Below are 19,735 nucleotides of genomic sequence, written 5' to 3'. Positions count from 1 at the left end.
CCCCTAACCTTTTATCCCTTATCCATTTTTAAGAAAAAATTAAGTAATACTTCTCATAATCATAATAAATGTATTTTTAAGGAGAGATGATTATGAGAAGAATTCATTATTGGGTTGGATTTTTAGCAGCGCTTTTATTATTTATCCAATCTGTTTTTGGTATTTATACGTATTTTCAACAAAAAAGCATGCAACAAAACGCACAGGCATTTTTTCAGCAACGGCAATCTAATTTTCAGAGTCAAGATTCCAACCCGAATTCTTCGGATAATAGCAGCTCTGCAGGACAAAATGGGACATCCTCTTTCAATGGACAAAATCGCAACTTTTATCGCGGACAAATGAATTTTAATCGGCAAGGTAATACATTTACGATGACACTAAGAAGACTGCAAAACAATATTATCAGTTTACTGATTATGTTGATTATTTCCGGATCAGGGCTTGTACTATCCATTATAGTTGGAATGAATCGTAAGAAGAATGCAGAACCCGCATAATGAGAAAAGAGGTGAAGCAATTTACTGCATCACCTCTTTTTAAATCTTTTTCCTCTTAGAGAACAAAATCTCAAATTTTGTCCCTTTCCCTAACTTACTTTCCACTCTTATTTTCCCTGCATGCTTATCGATAATCCATTGAGCAATGGATAAACCAAGCCCCAAGCTTTCTGATTTCGTTCTGGATTTATCCACTTGATAGAACCGGTCAAAAATATGAGCGAGATTTTCTTCTTTCATCCCAATTCCATTATCTTTTACTGTTAATCCAATATGGCTCTTTGTTTCAAAGCATGATAATTCGATGATTCCGTTATCTCCTGTATATTTCATAGCATTGTCCAATAGAATGACAATCAATTGATGAATTCTATCTCGATCACCAAAAAAGGTTATAGGAGGTGCAGAAGTTAACGTAATCGCCTTTCCTTGAAAGGATGCAACTTCTGAAAAATGCTCTACAATATCTCTTAGTAACTCATCTAGATAAAAATCCTTTCGTTCAATCTCCAATTCATTGGAGTCTGATCTTGCCAATGTTAATAGATTCGCAACAAGCTTCGCTAATCGCCGGCATTCTTTTAAAATTATCGATATATCTGGGAGTTTATCTTGTATGGTTGCTTCTGGTGTTTGTAATAATAAGTCCCCACGGGTTTGAATGACAGTTAGTGGTGTCCTCAATTCATGGGAAGCATCCGAAACAAATTGCTGTTGTTTATCCCAAGCATTTTTAATTGGTCGCAATGCTCTTTCTGCCAAAAATAAACCTGCTGCAATAGCAAGAATGATCCCAATTGCTCCTCCTATCAACATCATCAACAACAAACGTCGTAAAATGTTTCTTTCTATATCTACATTACGAATAAATTCCAGCTTTACCGGCTGATTATTCATTGTTGCTTGAACGGATATTGTATGAAAATAGAAACCTTCCACCGCGATTGTTTGAATTTTGTCAAAAGTGTGTGGGATAAAACGATCTTGATAATTATCCTGAATAGCATTTTTGTTCAAAAGCTCGTTTTTTTCATTCCAGATCAGAACGATTATATTGTTACGAGGATCCCGACCTTGCACTCCCAATTTTGGAATTTCTCCTGTCAGTCCGACTCTTCCTACCATATCCTGCAGCGAATGATCCGCATCTCTGTATACATAAATACGAATGTAAGAATAGATCATACTGCCTAAAATATAAATAATTAAAATAAAAACAATTGAATTTAAAATGGTAAGGTTTATACGTGTCTTTTTGAACATATGCTACTCCTTAAATTCTTTCAGTATATACCCCACTCCGCGGACATTTTGAATATCCTTATGATAGCCGTAAGCCTCAAGTTTTTTTCGCAAGTGATGAATATACACTTCGACAATGGCAACGGTGGTATCGGAATCAAATCCCCAAATTCGATCATATATTTGCTCTCTCGTTAAAATTTTTCCGTGATTTTGAATTAAGTATTCTAAAAGCTCATATTGCTTAATCGTTAGTCTAACTGGTGTTCCGTCAACTTTAATTTCTTGTTCTTTTCCAAAAAGCTCAATACCGCGATAACGAATGGTATGTTCAATCGTTAAGCTGCCGCTTCTTCTTAATAAAGCCCGAATTCTGGCAATTAGTTCTGGTGCCTGGAACGGCTTAACAAGATAATCATCACCGCCTATTTCAAGACCTTTTACACGGTCTTCGAGCGCATCCTTTGCAGTTACAAATAGAACTGGTGTCATAATCCGATCTGCTCGAAGTTTTTTTAAAATCTCAAAACCATCCATGCCCGGAAGCATTACATCAAGGATAATGGCATCATATATATTTTGAAAGGCAAGAAATAATCCTTCTTCTCCATCTGTAGCGGAGTCCACTTCAAATTCATCACTTAATATTTTTTTCATTGATTCTAATAAATCTATATTATCTTCAACAATCAATAGTTTCATCGGGATAAACGACCTCCATTTTTATTTATTCTACCAGATGCGACCATCTTCTAAAACTTTGATATATTTTTGACTGTTTGCTTTAAAATTTCAAAAGTGGAGCTGTTTGAATCAAGGATGAAATGTGCCAAAACGGAAAAAAACAGCCTGTTTTGTCACACATAACGGATCTGGTGTCCGCTTGTGGGTTTCTTAAAGAAATTAGTCATTCCATTTACAAATTAGCGGAGTTTAACAAAAACACCTACATTAAAAACGATTGCGCGAACTACGCAATCGTTTTTTGTTATTCGAACCTTAAGGCATGGATTGGATGTAGTTTGGATGCTTTGTTTGCTGGAAAAACACCAAAAATGACACCCACTAATAAAGAGAAGATAAAAGCGATTGCCGTTACCGGTAAAGAAAAGGCGATGGTCGAATTCGTAATAGAACCATAGACATTGGTTGCTATAAATCCAAGAACAATTCCTAAAATGCCTCCCATGGCACTGAGAACAATGGATTCTATTAAAAATTGTGTTAAAATGTCTTTTCGTTTCGCGCCAATTGCTTTTCGAATGCCGGTTTCCTTCGTCCGTTCTGTTACAGATACAAACATAATATTCATGATTCCGATTCCTCCAACTAATAAGGAGATACTTGCAATTCCTCCGAGCATCATGGTCATCGTTTTCGAAACAGAGCTCATTGTATCCATCAAGTCTTGTTGACTCACGACGCTGTAACTATCCTGACTATGGAAAATAGATAACAAGGAACGCTCCAGCATATTTTGTACAAAGGTTAATTGATTTTCATTTTGTGCTTGAACATATACCGTTTGAACATTTAGGGAAGCCAGCACACGTTCAGCTGTACTCAACGGTGTAATAATGACGCTGTCACCGCTTTCTCCAATAGAACTGCCTTTTGATGCTAATACCCCGACAATTTTAAAAGATGTTCCATTGATTTGAACGTATTTTCCGACTGGGTTTTCCGCTCCAAAAAGAGTCTGTGCCGTATCTGATCCTAATACCGCTACCTTCATGCGAAACTCATTATCAATATCGGCTAAGAATCGTCCATTTGAAACAGGCGTATTTCGAATAGTTTTATAGGAAGATGTTGTCCCAATCATGCTTACCTGTGTGGATGTTCGGCCATTCTTAGCGGTAATTCTGCCTTGAACAGCGGGTGCAACATCTTTTACTCCGGTGATTTTCTTTAAGCCTTCTGCATCTGCTTCTTTAAAATCACTTGAACTCGAATCTAAAACATTCACCGTTAATAGATTTGTCCCAAGATTATTAATTTGATCCGTAACGGTTTTCGTTGAGGATTGCCCTATTGAAACGAGTACAATAACCGAGGATACCCCGATGATGATGCCTAACATGGTTAAAAATGCTCGTAATTTACTACTCTTAATATTGCGTAATGCCATTTTAATAGACGGAAGAAGCTTCAAGAAGATCCCCTCCCTTTTCAAACAATTTCCCATCTTTCATTTGAACAATTCTCCTTGCCTGTTCTGCTACTTCTAAATCATGTGTAATCAAAATGACGGTATGACCGATTTTATTTAATTCCTTCATGACATCCATGATTTCCTTACTTGTTTTACTATCCAGTGCACCTGTTGGTTCATCGGCAAGTAAAATAGAAGGATTGCATACTAAGGCTCGAGCGATAGCGACACGCTGCTGCTGACCACCAGAAAGTTGTGTTGGAAGATGGGCAGCACGATCTAAAAGCCCCACTTTTTTCAAACACTCAAGTGCCATTTCTTTTCGTTCCTGAGTCGGAATGCCTTTATATAAAAGCGGAAGTTCCACATTCTCTAAAGCGGTTAATTTGGATAGAAGATTAAAGTTTTGAAAAATAAACCCGATTTTTTGATTTCTTATTGTAGCCAATTGATTATCACTCAAGCTACCAACCTTTTTATCCCCAAGGATATATTCACCAGAGTCAGGCTTATCAAGACATCCAATCATATTCATCAGCGTTGACTTTCCAGAACCAGAAGGACCAATGATCGCTAAAAACTCACCTTCATTAATCTCCAGAGATATCCGGTGGAGAGCGGTTACCGTTTCCCCACCGATTTTATAAGATTTCACCATGTTCTGTATGGAAATAAGAGGTTTAGTCATGATTAATTACCTCCTCCGCTTTTCATACCGCCACCATTATTGCCCCAATTTCCACGTTCCACTCGGTTAAATCCACCATTCATACCGCCGCCCATTCCTCCCATGCCGCCAAATCCGCGCATGTTGCTTGAGCTATTGGTAGTGCTCTTCGAAATTGCAGGAAGCTGCACTTGTTGTCCCTCTTGTAGGCCGCTTGTAATTTCTACATAACTATCATTATTAATGCCTGTTTTCACTTCTTGACTTGTAATTTGTCCGTCTGAGCTTTTCACCATAACAAATTTCTGTTTTCCATTCGTATGTACGGCTTCAACAGGTACATAGAGGACATTATCCTTGCTTGCGGTTAAAATCTTCGCTTCCGTAGTCATCCCTACTTTAAAATTTTTAGGACTTGTCAGATGGACAGTTACATTGAAAGTAGATACTCCATTCGATACATCGCCTTCTTCCGCAATATCCGTAACTTTGCCTGCAAACGTTGTATCTGGAAAAGCATTCGCCGTTACTTCAGCAGTTTGGCCTTTTTTAATTTTGGAAATATCTAACTCATCAATTTTAACCGTTGTTTGAAGATCTTTATAGTTTGTGATGTGTGCCACGACGGTACCGCTATTCAATCGGTCCCCGCTTTCTATAGACAATGAAGTAACCGTACCTTTGATAGGCGCTGTAATAGGGTCACTGCCATCCGTAAATGTCACCAGCTCTTGTCCTTTGGAGACTGTTTCATTTGCAGATACTAAGACTTCATCAACCACTCCATTAGCGCTTGCTTTTACATCTTCAGAGCTTGCAGACTCAACAGAACCTGATCCACTTATTTGAACCTGTAATTTTCCTTTTTGAACAGTTGCCACCGGATTGGACACTGCCATCACCTGGTTCTGATTTTGCTTTTTGCTGAAATAAAACCATGAACCACCGCCAATTACAAGAACAAGAACAACAATAGTAATAATCCACTTTTTCAATGTCTTTACTCCTTTCACATTGGAACACCGATTATCATTTGGAAATGTTTCTCTTTGTATGAGATAAGCCTATTATGGAGAGGATTTCTTAATTTTTGCTTAATCAGATTATGTAAAATGAAGCCTTTTCCTTACAATATTTTTCTAAGGAACATTTTCCTAGCTATTCTTTCATGGTTATCTTTAGCAAATTAAAAATATAATAAAAAGCACACAAGAATTCCTAATGAATCCCGTGTGCATTCATGTTTATTATAAATCCAATAATCCATACTTCTTCCGAAACCTTATCAGGATTTTCACCCAACTATTCGAAAAAATAGCTAAGAAAAAGACATTGGATAGGGCGTGGGCTAAATCAAAGTAAAAGCCTATTGCGTAATATGCAATAAATTGGGCAAGGGTGATGTTTTGAAATATGGTTACTACATAAGATAAATTCATCAGCCAATCAAATAAAAATCCTGCAATAAAGCCAAACAAACATCTAGAAATGGTTGTTCTCATGAACCATGTATTTCGCAAAAATCCGGCAATCATTCCAATCATTCCCCATGCGTACATTTGCCAGGGTGTCCAAGGTCCTTGACCGAGAAAAAGATTCGAAACTAAAGCTGCAAGTGCCCCAACCACAAATCCACTTTCGGCACCAAGCGCTGCTCCCGTTACAATGATGACAAATGTAGTAGGCTGCACATTAGGAATCGAAGAAAAAGGGATTCTGCTGACGGCTGCGATTGCTGCAAGAACTGCCAACATAACAAGTTCTCTGCCGGAAACTTTGCGCCGCTCAAAGCGGATGATAAAAGGGAGAAATGTACAAACCATGAACAATATACTTACTAAAATATAATGGTGCTGTGCGATTAATGTAAAGGCTACTAATAGTAACAGCAGAAGGATTACCAGAAATCCTAGGACATTCCGAGAACGTGCCATACTTTCCGTGCCTCCTCTACCGTTAAAACGTCCGGAACATGACTGCCTCTTGTAATCCGATTAATCACAGTTGTGTAAAATGCATTCCCCCGAAAAAACTTATCAGGAGATGCGGTTACCGTTATATTTCCTTGAAACATCATCCCACAGCGGGTTGCATATTGAGCAGCAAACTCGATGTCATGCGTGACCATTACAATCGTCAAGCCATTTTTTTGCAATGCCTTCAATAAGTTTCCCAGCCTCCTCTTCGTTTCCGGATCGAGTCCCTTTGTCGGTTCATCTATTAATAAAATGGAAGGGTTCGAAAGCATCACCCCCGCAAGTGCAGCCTTTTGTACTTCACCGCCACTAATATCATATGGATGGCGATTCTTTAATTCAGTTAGATTAAAGGTTTCAAGTAAATGATTGATTTTTGCTTCTCGATCCGCTAGATTTTGCTTCTTGGCAATCTCTGTTAATTCATCGAGGATTGTTTCCTGCAAAAAGAAGAGCTTTGGATTTTGCGGTAAATACCCCATCTCGATTGGTAACGGTCCTTTTACTTTTTTACCTTTATACACTATTTCCCCACGTTGTGGTTTTTGAAGGCCGTCCATTATTCTAAGCAAGGTAGATTTCCCAGTTCCGTTAGCTCCCACAATCGAAAACCATTCTCCTTCGTATATCTCCATTGATAGATTATCGAGAATTTTTTTTTGATTCCTTTCATATTGAAAATCAATTCCCTTCATTGTTACCAATGGCTTCGGAAACGAAGGGGTTTCTACATCCTGTTGTATAGTTTCTATCTTTAATTTTCCGACCCAACGCTTGCCTTCCTTAATGGTTAATGGTATCTCTTCTTCTTTAATCGCATGTGCTTGCTCCAAATATAGCAAGGCACTGCTTGGAAGATAGGAATACATATTATTAGATGGATTCATGCCTATTTCCCGAATAATTTTACGCGGCGACCCATCATGCTTTTTCTTTCCCTGTTCCAATACTAGCACCCGATCTGCAAGCGCAAACAATTCTTCCAATCGATGCTCTGCAATGATAACGGTAATCCCAAATTCTTCATTCATCCGATGGAGCATTCCGATAAAATCTTTTGCTGCAATTGGATCTAATTGTGCAGTTGGTTCATCCAGAAGCAGTACTTGCGGTTCCATTAATAAAACAGATGCCAAATTCAACAATTGCTTTTGACCGCCAGATAATTCATGTGTTCTTTTATGCAATAAATTTTCTAATCCGAAAAAATGAATCATCTCCGCTACTTTTTTACGCATCTCATCAGTAGGAGTTCCGATATTTTCCAATCCGAATACAAGCTCCTCCATTACTTGATCCATCACGATCTGATTTTCCGGATCCTGAAACACCATCCCAATACTCTGAGCCAATTGTTCACTTGAAAAATGAGAAATAGCCTGATTCTGAAAAAATAAATCTCCTGTCCATTTCCCATGTGGAGCAATCTCTCTTTTTAGAAGCCTCAGAAGAGTTGATTTCCCGCTTCCAGATGGGCCGCAAAGAACGATAAATTCACCTTGCTCTATTTGGAAGGAGATATTATCTATTGCTTTTCTTGGTTGATCTGGGTAATGAAATGTTATATTTTTCGCTTCCAATAGTGCCATTGCAATGCCTCTCTTTCTTCTATACCAAGCGGAAAACCTATAAATAGAATAAAAATAACGAGATAAAACCATTCTCTTCCTTCTAGATAAATCGGTTCTAAAACAGGGCTAATCGATAAAACACCATCACCAAGCCACCATCCGAAAATACTTACGCTTCCAATAGCCAGCATATAAATAAGCGCAAACCAATCCTTCCTTTTCATTTGAAAAGGGATGTAGCGACTTCTTTTTCGTAATCCATATCCTCTTGCCGCCATCGAATCGGCTGTTTGTAATGCCTCTTCTAGCGACCAGGTAAGTAATATTTGCACAAGTTGAATTCCGTTTTTGGATCGTTGTTTTATCGTTCCAGTCTTTATGGAATGACCTTTACTCCGCTGGACCGTTTCAATTTCCGCCAATCTTCTTCTAAGTAAAGGGACAAATCGCAGCGAAATCATCGTTAGTAATGCCCACTGCGGCAGCCATTTTGAAAATAAGTACAAAAATTTATCGGCGGTAATGACAAGATTATAGGATGTAAATAAAACCATTAAACAAAAAAGCGATAAAGCCAAAATAATCCCTTGAATGATTGCTTCAAGCGTAACAGGATTTTCTCTAAGATAGAACAATATATGTGACCCTCGATGATTAGTAAGTGGGGTTAATATAAGAAAAAAAACGGATAGAATCCATACCATCTTCCACCACTTTTTCAATGTCATACCGCGGTCGAGAGCAATATTATAAAAAATAAGAATCATAGTACCCATAAATAAAAACACCGGATGCTTATTAAGCATAACCAGTGCTGCCGCTCCTACGTAATATAGGAAACAAACGATAGGGTGAAATGAACGAAAGCCTCTATTCATTTATTTCGTGTCCTTTGTATAATCTGTCGTATAAATCCAGCGAACCTGGTCACCGCTTTTGACCGCTTTAACTCCGGCACTGCGGTCAAGTTTCACACCGTTCTTTTCGGCAATCCAGCCGCTTAAAGGCCCATGGTCAAATTCATATAAATCGCCAATCCCTTCTACATATGCCGATGCACCGCTGCCTCGTACACTAATCGGAATTCCTTTTTGTTTAAGGATTGTTCTTGTAGCAGAAAGAAATGTATCACCATTTTGAATGGTTACTTGCGTCGGAGAAAGAATGGTTTTATTCAAATCTTTACTTACAATCGAAATGGTTACGGTTAGCTTGGGCTTGGGTGCTGTTGGTGTCGTTTTTGGTTTTGATTTATTTGTATTGTTATTCTGATTTGTATTTGGTTTTGAAGTTGCCGTTGAAGTTGAGTTTGTGTTAGGTTTAGTTGCTGTCTTTGTTTTTGCACTTGTTGGCGCTTGTTTTTTTACAGAAGTTGATGTTGATTGGGTACTATTCGATCTCTCGCCTTTACCAGCCGATTTTTGCGAAGCTGTTTCAGACTTATTTTCAGAAGTTGATGTTTTCGTATTATTAGTTTCGGTTTTAGATTGTTGTTTTGAAGTATTTTCTTTTACATTTTGGTTAGCGGAAGCAGATTCGGTATATGTTCCTTCCTGCTGTTTTGGACTTACAGAGTCTTTTTGACAGCCGGAAACCATGAAAATAACAAGTAGTGCAATTAGCATTATGAAAGGTGTTTTAAATATTTTCATATTTCCTGCCTCCTAAGTTGTTTTTGGATATGCATAGATGATATAGCGTTTTGGTGCGTTACCGACATAATGAAATGGATAACATGTTGTTAATACAAGCTCTTCCCTTGGTTTTGTGGAATGAATAATGCTTCGATCATCCGCGTCAACGATTTTCATATGATCAATCACATATTGATAGGAGCCGCTTTTTAATTTTACCGTCACCGTATCACCCTTTTTTAACTCACCAAAACGTAGAAAAACAGTATCGCGATGACCTGATAAAACAATTTGATCCTTGCCCCCTGGTAATGAAGAGGTTTTATAATGGCCAACCCCTTTTGCCAAATCATCAAGCGTTGTTCCTTCAACGATTGGCAGCTCTTTTTCCAATTTAGGAATTTCCAGCAATCCAATGATATTTTTATTTGTTTTGTTTAGGACCTGTTTTTCTTGTACTTTCAATGGACTGTCTATTTCTTTTGTCATGGCTTTAGCTTGATGAAGAGCCGACACTTGGAGCTGTCGGCCCTTCATCAATTCTGTACCACTATAGATTAAACAGATGAGACCAGCTGTCATGATCACAAATGCAATTTTCTTCATGTTTAAGCCGCTTTCTGTTTACGATTATAGAAGTAAATAGCTGCACCAATGATGAAAAGGATTACACCTAATAATAATACGTTATAATAATTGGTTGCTGTATTTGGCAATGGCTGACCGTTATCAGAAGGATGCTTTTCTGTGTTTGTTGCATCATTACCTGGCTGAACAGTCACATCATTTCCTGTAAATTGATAAATGGAGCCCTCTCCATTTAGATATTGCTGATACGCAGTTAATCCTAATAAGCCTTGCGTTGTTGCAATTAAATTTGATTCATGATCTGCTGCGATGTGAGCAAATCCGCCATCCTTTTGATGGAATGACATTAAATGTTGCACAAGGTTTCCGCCTGTTTTTGTAAATGCTTTATCAGTTGGGTCAACACCGATAGACGATAAACCAATGATTACTTGAGCAGTCGTTTCACTTGCATCTCCGCCATTAATATCGCTGCTAAATCCGCCATTTTTATCCTGAACGGATGAAAGCCAGTTTACTGCATTATCGATAGCATTTTTTACATTTTCTTTGCTCTTATATGGAGCAAGTGCAGCTAATGCCATGGAAGTGATGTCAACACTCGCATTATCGCCAACAAGTGCCCATCCACCAGACTTAAGCTGATTATCCAATAAGTAGTTTACAAGTTTTTCTCTAGACCATTTTGCATTAGCAGGAACTTTATATTTCTTGCTATCTAATGCAAGCAATGCATATATAACCCCATTTGTTCCTTGATTTGTCATGCGGTCATTGGAGTAAATTTTTTCAATCAAATTATAACCATCAATATTAGCAGCATTTCCTCCAGCTGCAGTAACACCGATTGCTAATCTTTCATAATCGGTAACATTGCGGAATGTACCATCATTTTCTTTCAATGTCTTTTTAATATTATTTAAATAAACGGCAGGAATCTTTTGACCGGATCTTTGCAGTCCGATGATTTCAAACTCATCATTACCACCATTTTTCAATACATAAGAAGCAGAAGATTTCATTGCAGCTGCAACCTGTTGCTTCGTTACATTTGGTTGTTTTGTTCCATCTGGAGTTCCTGAATTATTGCCCCCGTTTCCATTATCACCATTGGAATCCGGCGGTGTTATATAATTATCAATGGTTAATTCAACACTATCTCCATTTTTTAAAATGTTTGTTGACAGGGATGATTGTAGAGGATTTCCATTCAAAGCGGTCTTCCAATAATCCCCTTCATTCAGTTTCGCATTTCCGATATTTTGAACAAATTCAAAGTAACTTGAATCTACCGAAACCTTTAGTGCAAGATTTTTCTGTGAAGCAGCTTGTATTAATGCATCGTACGCATTGGCACCTTCCACGACCTTTACATCTGTTTCTGGTATCAGTGCATTACCTTTTACATCTTTTGCAGAAACTTTTGCGGAAATAGTTTTCTCCGGGTAACTTACTACCTTAAATAGCAAATCATCCCCATTTTTCACTTTGTATCCGGATACTCCTACTTGAGCCATGCTGCCGTTAATAATAAAGCCCCAATATGTACTGTCCTTTGCATAGTCAGGCTTTGCATCCCCAATTTGTACAATATTTGCGCCATACTTAGGATCAGTAGTATAGTCAAATGCAATATTTTTCTTTGTAGTTGCTTCCTTTAATACATCGAAAGCTGTTTCTCCATCCTTTATTTCCAACACAGAATGTGGAAGGACGGTTTTACCATTTTCATCGACAACCGAAATCATTGCTGCATTTTTTAAAGCAGCAGCAGATACCGGATTTGTAAAAAATCCCGTTAGTTGAAGCATCACAAGTAGGATAGCCGTCAACACGACAGAACTTCTTTTGAAAAGCATTCCTTTCATTTCTCTTCCCCCTTGAAAAAAATAAAAAAACATCTCCTAATGTGAAGATGTTGTGCGTCGCAGGAGGTGAAAATGTTCGATTTTCCTCGAGCTCAGCACCACCTATCCACGTAGGTTTATGGTGCAAAAAATAGGCAGGTCTCCTGGCTCATGATCAACACTCTTTAACTCCTTCCCATCTTGTAAGACAGTGGATAATCTTTGTAAAGAGCTCCCATTTACAGTGGCGGGACCGCGTCGGTTTTTCACCGAACTTCCCTTTTAATGATTGAAATAATTCAATCAACCTAGTTTTCCCACTATTAAATTAATACCGATATTATCATAGTTTAATAAGTAAGAATATGTCAAGTTGTGGTTATTACCGATATTTGACCTGATAGTGAAATTTATTTTATTCCATTAATTTTATTTTAAATCTTCCCTCCTATAATCAAAATCAACCGAGTCAGATATTATTTCATATGGAGTGAGGATAATGGCGAAAAATAAAGGATTAAAATGGATTGTCGGTTTATCAAGCGTGGCGGTTTTTACCGGGTTTGTCGGATTATCACAAAAATATTCCTATTTTCCGGATGATCATTCAGGTTGAATTCTCCAAATCAAACAACTGTAAATTAAAAAAAGGGTACTATCAGTTTCATGTTGATAGTACCTTATTTATTTTAGAAAGCTTATCAAAAATCACCTTATAATAATTCGAAGGATGAGGTACAAAATCTTTTAGCTCTACATCTGTGCGAAGGCTAGTTAATTGGTTATTTTTATATTCAAAACCAGAGATGTTAATAGATTTAAGTGAACCATTATATAAACCTTCCATTTGGTGAAAAGGAATTCGATAAATTCCAGCAACTTCTACAGGGTCAGGTATTATTTTTTCCATATGCTCTTTATAATGGTAAAAGTAAGTGTAGCAGAATTCATTATCGATAAATGTATCACCAGTATAGCTTGCCGAGATAACCCCAATCGATTCCAGTTCATCCATTTGTACTTGTATTCCGAGCTCCTCTTCTACCTCTCTTATGCCCTCGTGAGGACGTTCTCCTGCAGTCAAATGTCCTGCTGCAGTTATATCGAGTAAATTAGGATGGGTATCCTTGTCATGCTGTCTTTTTTGAAAAAGAACATTCAGCACCCCATTTTCGATTTGATAGAACCAGCAATGAAATGCCTTATGCCAATATCCCTTTTGGTGAACTTCATTTCGTTCCGCAACACCCATGTGATTCATATCTGCATCAAAAATATCAAAGAATTCTTTTGTCATTTGTCATACTCCTATCTAGTTGCCTTTTGTGCAAAAACTTATTCTTTATTTCCTGTCCCTACCGCCAAAACATACCCATCCGGATCCTCAATCGCAAATTCCCTCCATGCTCCCCAATCAAACTCTGTTACTACGGGTTCTTGAACAATTTTCGCCCCTTTTTGTTTCCACTCATTATGTAATTGATCTAAGGCTGCAAAATCATACGCGTAAGCATAGGCATCCCATATAACCTCATTATTGCTGCTATTAGGGGATATTATTTGATTTTCTTTTGCTTGTAAAAGTTTAAACCCGAGTTTCAATGAATCATTCCGAAGAGCCCACCAATCGTTCACTTCACATCCTAAAACATCTTGATAGAAAGCCATTGATTTTTCTATGTCTGAAACTAGTAAAACGGTTAAGGATTGTATTCTATCCATTTTCATTCTCCTTTTAAAAAATTATATACATAAAGATTTTACCCGAAAAGACAGCTATTTGTTTAGAATTTTTGAAATATTTTTGACGTTTTACAAATATTTTTTAGGTGCGAGTATAAGATATGCACCTCGGTTAAAATAATCCTTATGGTAGAAAAAAATGAAGGAGACCTGCATTCGATGAAGCTTTTTACAGATATTGATTTAGACGGATTAGGCTGCGGAATTGTCGCCAAGCTAGCATTTGGTGAAGATGCAAATGTTTCTTATTGTTCCTATCGAAATTTAAATCAACGTGTGGAGCATTTTATCGATAACCCCGATCATAATAACACCGAAACATATATTACGGACCTGGCAGTCAATGAACATGTGGAAAAAAAGCTTGAAAAGCGGTTTTCTAATGGACATCCGATTCAAATGATTGACCACCATGTAACGGCCATGCATTTTAATGAATACAAATGGGCAATGGTCGATCCCGAATATAAGACTGGTAAGAAAACCTGTGCGACATCACTGTTTTATGATTTTCTCGTGGAGCATCAAAAAATTCAAAAGACCCCTGCATTGGACGAATTTGTTGATCTAGTTCGTCAATATGATACTTGGGAATGGGATGAAAATAATAATGTCGCTGCTAAACGTTTAAATGACTTATTTTATATGATGGATAGGGAGCATTTTGAGGAAGATCTGCTCAAAAGATTAAAGGACCATCCTAATTCCTTCACCTTAACAGATACGGAAAACCTACTATTGGACGTAGAAGACAAAAAGATCCATAGGTATATTCATTCCAAAAACAGACAACTTGTCCAAACCTTCGTGGAGGAATATTGTGTGGGAATCGTCCATGCGGAGCAGTATTTATCTGAACTCGGCAATGCATTGCATAAGCTGAATCCGCATCTGGATATGATTATTTTAATAAATGCCGGAAATAAAAAGGTGGGTTTTCGCACGATATACGATCATATTGATGTATCAGAATTCGCCTCCCGCTTCGGTGGCGGTGGCCATCCAAAAGCTTCAGGATGTGATTTGTCACAGGAAACATTTGAAAAATTTGTAGTGGATGTGTTCCCTATATCTCCACACAAACCGGATCCTGAGCGAAACGAAATCAATGTCAAATGTGCCCATTATGGTACATGTTACGAAAACCGAAAAGGAGACATCTCCTTTATTCGTCCCTTAAACGAACATGATTTTGAAGTCATACATAACGGGAAAAGAATAGATGAATCGTTTGATGCCTATGAGAGCGCTGAGTATTTTATTAAACGGAACTATAACTCCTGGCTTCGTTTTGACAACGACTATCTTCGTCATTTAACTACTGCTTTGCCAGTTACGACGGAAGAGATTAGAGCAAATTATGAAATGATAATTTCCACTTGCGGAGGTTCTTCCATCCAGCCATTCTTAATCATAATCTTTCCACCGTCTTGAGAGAAAGTAAAAATATCTTTTGCAAGAATAGCCATTTTAACCGGTATATCATTTCTTAGACTAAATGCCCCACCCAATGCATTACTGCCTAGGCTAAATGAAGTTAACAGATTGGTATTGAACATCATCAATTTATCAGAAAATGGTGCAATCTTTGAATCAGTTGCTTTTCCAGCATGGGTTGCGGGTGGCTCTAAAAACTTTCGCGTAAAAATCCACCTAAATCAATTTCGATTTTTTTGGACAATTCCATGCCCTCAACAAAGTATTTTTGCACCTCTTTATTTTGTGCAACCTGGGCAAAGCCAATAATTAATTGCAGTCCAACTAGGTTCATTTCAATGGCATGATGGATAAGCGAAACTTCAATCGTATTTAGCGACCTTTTATCACTAAACAGATTAAAACCACTTCTATAATGCAGTATTTTCTATAAAATGTACCTCTTTTGGCATGGAAACAAAAGGTGGACGTGATAAAACCCCTTTTTCTAAAAGGAATTGGGTGCATTGCTTATTTATTTCTTGTGACTGTGCTGTTAACTCTATAAATAATTCTAAAATATCTTTTCGATAAGACATACCAGCAAACAGTGAATAGAGACTCATTTCCACTTTCGTCATCATATGCAGATACATGATGTTAAACATATAATCATATAACTTGGAAACTCCTTTATGTATATCACTTTCTGTAAAACCGATTGGAATGACTGCACCTTCTTGTTGAAAAATACTTTTAATCACTTCTACTGTTTTAGCCGCACTATTATAATGCATTAGCAAAAGTTGCTTTTCTTCCTCATCGGCATGCTCTATAAAATGCTCTAACATTCTCATCATCATGGACTTCTCTTGATAAGAGTTCCATATGTTAGCTAATTCTGATGATGTAATTGGAATATGAGTAGAAGTCATAATCGTATCCTCTCTTAGTTGCATTTTTTTTAATTTAACCAAAAGAAATTATGATTATAACTATTTTGAGGGGTGTAACTATTTTAAAGTTTAAATTGAAATGCAGTGGGTTTTAAATTTCTAATGTTTCTGAAAGTATAAGTAATTTTAGATTTGAAAATTTCCCTAAACTCTGATAACTTATAATCGGAACGTATGTTTCATAGGAGGGAGACTATGGAAAATTGGGAGGCAGCCTACGTTGCGGGAATCATAGATGTAGAAGGAACCATTACCTTAACACGAATGCATGAAAATGAACATCGACGTCCTTGTATAACCATCTCTTCTACAGATAAAGAACTATTAGTTTATTTACAAACATTGACCGGAGGAACAATTAATAATAAAAAAATTACAAACCTGAAATACATAAAAATTCTTTTACTTTATCTATAAAAAAGAAAAAAGATGTTTTTGACACCTTAAAACAAACAGCACCGTATTTAAGGGTTAATCAAAAAAGAAAACGTGCTTTTTGGATACTAGAAAAATATGATCAAGTTACAAGTAGAAACGGTAAATATTCTTCCAATTTATTAAAAAAGAAAAATATGTTTGAGACCCAATTTTTTCAAATCGAATAAAAATTTTATGCTTCGCTTTTGATTATGCATCAACTATAATATTGTGATTAAACTCCTGAAGAATGTTACTACGTCAAGAAAATAGACACAGATTTTTCTACCGCGCTTTCGCTTGGTGGCCTTCATCAAAAAGTTTAAATAAAGTACGATTTAAACTTTTTGATGAAGGTAAAATCAAGCTGCAGAATTACTATACATTCGCTCAAATTCATTTGGTGTACAGTAGCCCAATGTTGAATGAATCCGCTTAGAATTGTAGAAGAACTCGATGTATTCAAATAATGATTTCTTCGCTTCTTCTCTTGTTCTATACTTGGTTTGATAAACTAACTCACGTTTAAGAATCCCGTGAAACGATTCAATGCAAGCATTGTCATAACAGTTTCCTTTACGGCTCATACTACCAATCATATGATACTTTTTTAATAGTTTCTGATACTCAGAGGAAGCATATTGAACACCTCTGTCTGAGTGATGAATGACGCCTTTTCCCGGCTTTTGACGCTTGTAAGCCATTTTTAATGCAGAGATAACCAATTCCTTTGTCATAGTTTTGCCCATAGCCCAACCTACTATTTTACGAGAATATAAGTCCATTACGGTCGCCAAATACAACCAGCCCTCATTGGTCGGTATATAAGTGATATCCGTTACCCAAAATTGGTTTGGTTTGCTTGCTTTAAACTGTCGATCTAGGACGTTTTCACTTACTGGATGTTTATGTTTTGAATTGGTCGTAGCCTTGTATTTCTTGACTGTACAAGACTTCCATTGGTTCTTCGTCATAATACGGGAAACCGTACGCTCACTTACCTTCATGCCACGTTTATTAAGGGTTTTAGTAATTTTCACGCTGCCGTAACGTTGTTTAAATTCTAAATGGGTCTTCAGAATTTTTTGTGCTAATTTCTCGTGCTTTTTCTGCCGGTTACTTTTTGGTCGGTTTAACCATTTGAAGTAACCACTCTTGGATACTCCCAGGACTTTGCACATCTTCTCCACTCGGAATTGGGAGCGATTCTTATGAATAAATTCATATTTTACCGAGGGCTTTTCGCGAAGTAGTGCATCGCCTTTTTTAAGATTTCATTTTCCTCCTTTAAATCGCGCATTTCTTTCTGAAGAGCTTTTAAAGCAGCACCTTCCGAGGAGAAAGATTGTACAGCCTTGATTTCCGGTTGTTGACCATACTTTTTCATCCAACCATGTAATGTATTTTCGTTTACACCAACTTCTCTCGCCACTTGAGCTACAGATTTATGGTTTTCGCTAATATACTTTACAGTTTCAATTTTAAAAGACTCTTCGTATCGTTTACCATTACCTTTTGCCATACGGACACACCTCATTATAATTGATATATTTATTATAACAATCTGTGTCCACTTTTTAGTCTAGCATCANTTTGCCATACGGACACACCTCATTATAATTGATATATTTATTATAACAATCTGTGTCCACTTTTTAGTCTAGCATCATCCAGCTGCCAATTTGGTGGCTTTTTCTTATTCGACTAAAGGGGCAGTTTTGTTGAACAAGTTTTTAAAGGAATTTATGCTTTGAAATTACCTTATTAAGGAAGCGTTAAATTGCATATTGGGGTGTGGAAATGAAAATTAGAAGAGCAAAATTAGATGATGCACAAGGTATTGCAAAAGTTCACGTTAATAGTTGGCGAACGACTTATAAGGACATTATCCCAAATGACTTTTTAGATAATTTATCTGTTGAACAACGAACAGAATTGTGAAAGAAAAACTTGGAAAGAGAAGATAATTACGTTGCTATTGCAGAGAATAATGAAGGTCAAATTATAGGTTTTGCAGATGCCTGGAAAAGAGAAACTAATGTAGTGGAAAATTCAGGTGATTTGACCTCGATTTACTTGCTTGAAGAGTATCAAGGAAAAGGAATCGGAAAAAAACTGCTTAAAGAACTATTTTGGCATTTTAATTAATTGGGTTATGAAAAAGTATTTGTGGAAGTCCTTGAGGATAATAAAACTCGTTATTTTTATGAATATTATGGTGCAAAATTAGTTAATAAAGTTCAAATTAAAATAGGAGGAAAAGTATTAAATGAACTAATATATGAATGGAATAATGTTGACAAAGTTATTGAAAAAATATGATTCCACCTTTCAAATCAATTAGAAGAGGTAAATTCCAATTAGCGAAGACGTTCTGTTACAAATGAGGGCTTTCCTAAAATATAGTATGATCTTTTCTTATGTAACAAAAGCAGCAGGTTAGTAAAAAAGGATTTTGTAGATACAAAGTCGAATTATATAAATAGTATATTAGCACTAAATTATAAGGAGAGGTTTAGCGTGAAATTTTTATTCAACAGTAAGGGACATCATATTGCTAATTTTGTAAATGGTCACCTTCATTCGCCTACAGGGGAGAATATAGGTCATTATCGTGAACAGGAAAATATATTTATCGATATGAGAGGACATTATCTGGGTGAAATTATTCATGAAAATCGATTAATGTATAATAATTATTCTCCTTACAAAAATGTTAATTTCGGTATTTATGGTAACTATGGAAATGTAGGGAATTATGGCAACCCAGGAAATTATGGTTCTATCGGGTTAGTTTCGGGTTTTAAAGATATTGTTTTTTAAAAAGACTTATTTGAACTAACAGATGTGTTGTTCAAAGATTAACCGCCTTTTTGAAGTTATCCTACTAAAGGAGATAATAACAATGAGATTAACGAAAGATGTCGTACAAAAACTCTTAGATAAGAATGAAGGATTTGCGAAAACAACAAGCTGGAGCAAATTTCAAGGAAACGAATCACTATTTAATTAAGGGTAGAAAA

General features: G+C 36.7%; 21 protein-coding genes, 1 pseudogene and 1 riboswitch. Of the genes and pseudogenes, 5 read left to right on the top strand and 17 right to left on the bottom strand.

The features are described 5' to 3' along the window. Positions 1-92 precede the first annotated feature (92 nt). Positions 93-500 carry a hypothetical protein gene (locus tag AN964_RS06200; RefSeq protein WP_055738865.1) on the top strand — a complete coding sequence of 136 codons (408 nt, stop codon included), beginning with the start codon at positions 93-95 and terminating at the stop codon, positions 498-500. 39 nt (positions 501-539) lie between these two features. On the opposite strand, the gene AN964_RS06195 is transcribed toward AN964_RS06200, so the two are convergent. The 13 genes from AN964_RS06195 to AN964_RS06135 form a co-directional block, all read right to left on the bottom strand. Further along, complete coding sequence (locus AN964_RS06195) at positions 540-1,763, bottom strand: sensor histidine kinase (protein WP_055738864.1); 1,224 nt, start codon at positions 1,761-1,763, stop codon at positions 540-542. Between the two features lie 3 nt (positions 1,764-1,766). Further along, positions 1,767-2,444, bottom strand: coding sequence for a response regulator transcription factor (locus AN964_RS06190; RefSeq protein WP_055738863.1), 678 nt, complete (start codon positions 2,442-2,444; stop codon positions 1,767-1,769). Between the two features lie 286 nt (positions 2,445-2,730). After that, positions 2,731-3,897 (bottom strand): ABC transporter permease, encoded by a 1,167-nt coding sequence (locus tag AN964_RS06185; RefSeq protein WP_083489240.1) that lies wholly within the window; start codon positions 3,895-3,897, stop codon positions 2,731-2,733. Beyond that, positions 3,875-4,585 (bottom strand): ABC transporter ATP-binding protein, encoded by a 711-nt coding sequence (locus AN964_RS06180; protein ID WP_055738862.1) that lies wholly within the window; start codon positions 4,583-4,585, stop codon positions 3,875-3,877. Before AN964_RS06180 ends, AN964_RS06185 begins: the two co-directional genes overlap by 23 nt. A 2-nt stretch (positions 4,586-4,587) precedes the next feature. Continuing rightward, entirely contained in the window at positions 4,588-5,559 is a 972-nt protein-coding gene (locus AN964_RS06175; protein WP_055738861.1) for an efflux RND transporter periplasmic adaptor subunit, read from the bottom strand. A gap of 252 nt (positions 5,560-5,811) precedes the next feature. After that, positions 5,812-6,498: an ECF transporter S component gene (locus AN964_RS06170; RefSeq protein WP_055738860.1), complete on the bottom strand. Its 687-nt coding sequence runs from the start codon at positions 6,496-6,498 to the stop codon at positions 5,812-5,814. Next, positions 6,474-8,129, bottom strand: coding sequence for an ABC transporter ATP-binding protein (locus tag AN964_RS06165; RefSeq protein WP_055738859.1), 1,656 nt, complete (start codon positions 8,127-8,129; stop codon positions 6,474-6,476). The genes AN964_RS06170 and AN964_RS06165 overlap by 25 nt, the downstream gene beginning before the upstream one ends. Continuing rightward, positions 8,102-8,989, bottom strand: a complete 888-nt coding sequence (locus tag AN964_RS06160; RefSeq protein WP_055738858.1) for an energy-coupling factor transporter transmembrane component T — start codon at positions 8,987-8,989, stop codon at positions 8,102-8,104. The genes AN964_RS06165 and AN964_RS06160 overlap by 28 nt, the downstream gene beginning before the upstream one ends. Next, a complete protein-coding gene (locus AN964_RS06155) occupies positions 8,990-9,763 on the bottom strand; it encodes a DUF4430 domain-containing protein (RefSeq protein WP_055738857.1) in 774 nt (257 codons plus the stop codon). A 12-nt stretch (positions 9,764-9,775) separates the two neighbouring features. Beyond that, positions 9,776-10,351, bottom strand: a complete 576-nt coding sequence (gene srtD, locus AN964_RS06150; RefSeq protein ID WP_055738856.1) for a class D sortase, LPxTATN-specific — start codon at positions 10,349-10,351, stop codon at positions 9,776-9,778. Between the two features lie 2 nt (positions 10,352-10,353). After that, the gene (locus tag AN964_RS06145) at positions 10,354-12,201 is read right to left on the bottom strand and encodes a DUF4430 domain-containing protein (protein WP_055738855.1); all 1,848 of its coding nucleotides are present in this window, start codon (positions 12,199-12,201) and stop codon (positions 10,354-10,356) included. Between the two features lie 116 nt (positions 12,202-12,317). Beyond that, positions 12,318-12,507, bottom strand: a riboswitch (cobalamin riboswitch). 337 nt (positions 12,508-12,844) lie between these two features. Continuing rightward, a complete protein-coding gene (locus AN964_RS06140) occupies positions 12,845-13,477 on the bottom strand; it encodes an NUDIX hydrolase (RefSeq protein WP_055738854.1) in 633 nt (210 codons plus the stop codon). Positions 13,478-13,515: 38 nt separating this feature from the next. Next, positions 13,516-13,902 carry a VOC family protein gene (locus AN964_RS06135; protein ID WP_055738853.1) on the bottom strand — a complete coding sequence of 129 codons (387 nt, stop codon included), beginning with the start codon at positions 13,900-13,902 and terminating at the stop codon, positions 13,516-13,518. Positions 13,903-14,082: 180 nt separating this feature from the next. On the opposite strand from AN964_RS06135, the gene AN964_RS06130 reads away from it, so the two are divergent. After that, positions 14,083-15,357, top strand: a complete 1,275-nt coding sequence (locus tag AN964_RS06130) for a DHH family phosphoesterase (RefSeq protein ID WP_055738852.1) — start codon at positions 14,083-14,085, stop codon at positions 15,355-15,357. Here AN964_RS06130 and AN964_RS27470 read toward each other — a convergent pair. From AN964_RS27470 to AN964_RS27460, 3 genes are all read right to left on the bottom strand, one after another. Next, complete coding sequence (locus tag AN964_RS27470; RefSeq protein WP_340830573.1) at positions 15,282-15,485, bottom strand: DUF3231 family protein; 204 nt, start codon at positions 15,483-15,485, stop codon at positions 15,282-15,284. The genes AN964_RS06130 and AN964_RS27470 overlap by 76 nt on opposite strands. Positions 15,486-15,550: 65 nt before the next feature. Further along, the gene (locus AN964_RS27465) at positions 15,551-15,712 is read right to left on the bottom strand and encodes a DUF3231 family protein (RefSeq protein WP_340833149.1); all 162 of its coding nucleotides are present in this window, start codon (positions 15,710-15,712) and stop codon (positions 15,551-15,553) included. Positions 15,713-15,770: 58 nt separating this feature from the next. Then, positions 15,771-16,274 carry a DUF3231 family protein gene (locus tag AN964_RS27460; protein ID WP_340830571.1) on the bottom strand — a complete coding sequence of 168 codons (504 nt, stop codon included), beginning with the start codon at positions 16,272-16,274 and terminating at the stop codon, positions 15,771-15,773. A gap of 216 nt (positions 16,275-16,490) precedes the next feature. On the opposite strand from AN964_RS27460, the gene AN964_RS27035 reads away from it, so the two are divergent. Continuing rightward, positions 16,491-16,712 carry an LAGLIDADG family homing endonuclease gene (locus AN964_RS27035; protein WP_235950480.1) on the top strand — a complete coding sequence of 74 codons (222 nt, stop codon included), beginning with the start codon at positions 16,491-16,493 and terminating at the stop codon, positions 16,710-16,712. 362 nt (positions 16,713-17,074) lie between these two features. On the opposite strand, the gene AN964_RS06115 is transcribed toward AN964_RS27035, so the two are convergent. Continuing rightward, positions 17,075-18,234 (bottom strand): IS3 family transposase gene (locus tag AN964_RS06115; RefSeq protein WP_268888313.1). Its coding sequence is split into 2 segments (ribosomal slippage): positions 17,075-17,973 and positions 17,973-18,234, totalling 1,161 coding nucleotides; the frame shifts between segments, so codons are not numbered across the junction. A gap of 278 nt (positions 18,235-18,512) precedes the next feature. Here AN964_RS06115 and AN964_RS06105 point away from each other — a divergent pair. Continuing rightward, a pseudogene (locus AN964_RS06105) lies at positions 18,513-19,034 on the top strand (GNAT family N-acetyltransferase). 198 nt (positions 19,035-19,232) lie between these two features. Next, positions 19,233-19,535 carry a hypothetical protein gene (locus AN964_RS06100; RefSeq protein WP_055738849.1) on the top strand — a complete coding sequence of 101 codons (303 nt, stop codon included), beginning with the start codon at positions 19,233-19,235 and terminating at the stop codon, positions 19,533-19,535. Positions 19,536-19,735: the final 200 nt, after the last annotated feature.

Source organism: Heyndrickxia shackletonii (genome assembly GCF_001420715.1).
In the GTDB taxonomy this organism is placed as follows: domain Bacteria; phylum Bacillota; class Bacilli; order Bacillales; family Bacillaceae_C; genus Margalitia; species Margalitia shackletonii.
The sequence above is the reverse complement of the archived record's forward strand: the minus strand, read 5'-3'. Positions and strand labels throughout refer to the sequence as shown.